At 47.3% G+C, this 1,190-nt stretch carries 1 protein-coding gene; it reads right to left on the reverse strand.

All coding sequences use genetic code 11. From position 1 onward, the window contains the following. Positions 1 to 6 precede the first annotated feature (6 nt). On the reverse strand, positions 7 to 1,190 hold a 1,184-nt coding region (gene tuf, locus IQP38_RS14325; protein WP_017822038.1), incomplete at its 5' end, for an elongation factor Tu.

The raw sequence follows: 1,190 nt of genomic DNA on the forward strand, positions 1-1,190 counted from the left end.
TATGAATTAGTCGAAGATCTTAGCAACAACACCAGCACCTACTGTACGGCCACCTTCACGGATCGCGAAACGTAGACCTTCGTCCATTGCGATTGGTGCGATTAGCTCTACAGTCATCTGTACGTTGTCGCCTGGCATTACCATTTCTACGCCGTCTGGTAGCTGGATGTCACCAGTTACGTCAGTTGTACGGAAGTAGAACTGTGGACGGTAGCCTTTGAAGAATGGAGTGTGACGACCACCTTCATCTTTAGACAGTACGTATACTTCTGATTCGAACTTAGTGTGTGGAGTGATTGAACCAGGCTTAGCTAGTACTTGACCACGTTCAACTTCGTCACGCTTAGTACCACGTAGAAGTGCACCAACGTTCTCACCTGCACGGCCTTCGTCTAGAAGCTTACGGAACATCTCAACACCAGTACATGTAGTTGTAGTAGTGTCTTTGATACCTACGATAGCAACTTCGTCACCTACAGTTAGGATACCACGCTCGATACGGCCAGTTACTACTGTACCACGACCTTGGATTGAGAATACGTCTTCGATAGGCATTAGGAATGGCTGATCTACCGCACGCTCTGGCTCAGGGATGTAAGTATCTAGAGCTTCTGCTAGTTCAACGATTTTCGCTTCCCACTGCTCTTCGCCGTTTAGTGCGCCTAGTGCAGAACCTTGGATAACTGGTAGGTCATCACCTGGGAAATCGTATTCAGATAGAAGTTCACGAACTTCCATTTCTACTAGTTCTAGTAGCTCTTCATCGTCAACCATGTCACATTTGTTCATGAATACGATGATGTATGGGATACCAACCTGACGGCCTAGTAGGATGTGCTCACGAGTTTGTGGCATTGGGCCATCTGTCGCAGCAACAACTAGGATACCACCGTCCATCTGTGCAGCACCAGTGATCATGTTTTTAACATAGTCAGCGTGTCCTGGACAGTCAACGTGTGCGTAGTGGCGTGATGGAGTGTCGTACTCAACGTGAGAAGTTGCGATTGTGATACCGCGCTCACGCTCTTCTGGAGCGTTATCGATAGATGCGAAGTCTTTAGCTACACCGCCGTAAACTTTAGCAAGAGTAGTACAGATAGCTGCAGTTAGAGTTGTTTTACCGTGGTCAACGTGGCCGATAGTACCAACGTTAACGTGCGGTTTCGTACGTTCAAATTTTTCTTTAGACA

This window comes from Vibrio sp. OPT41, assembly GCF_015163595.1.
GTDB classification, from domain to species: domain Bacteria; phylum Pseudomonadota; class Gammaproteobacteria; order Enterobacterales; family Vibrionaceae; genus Vibrio; species Vibrio alginolyticus.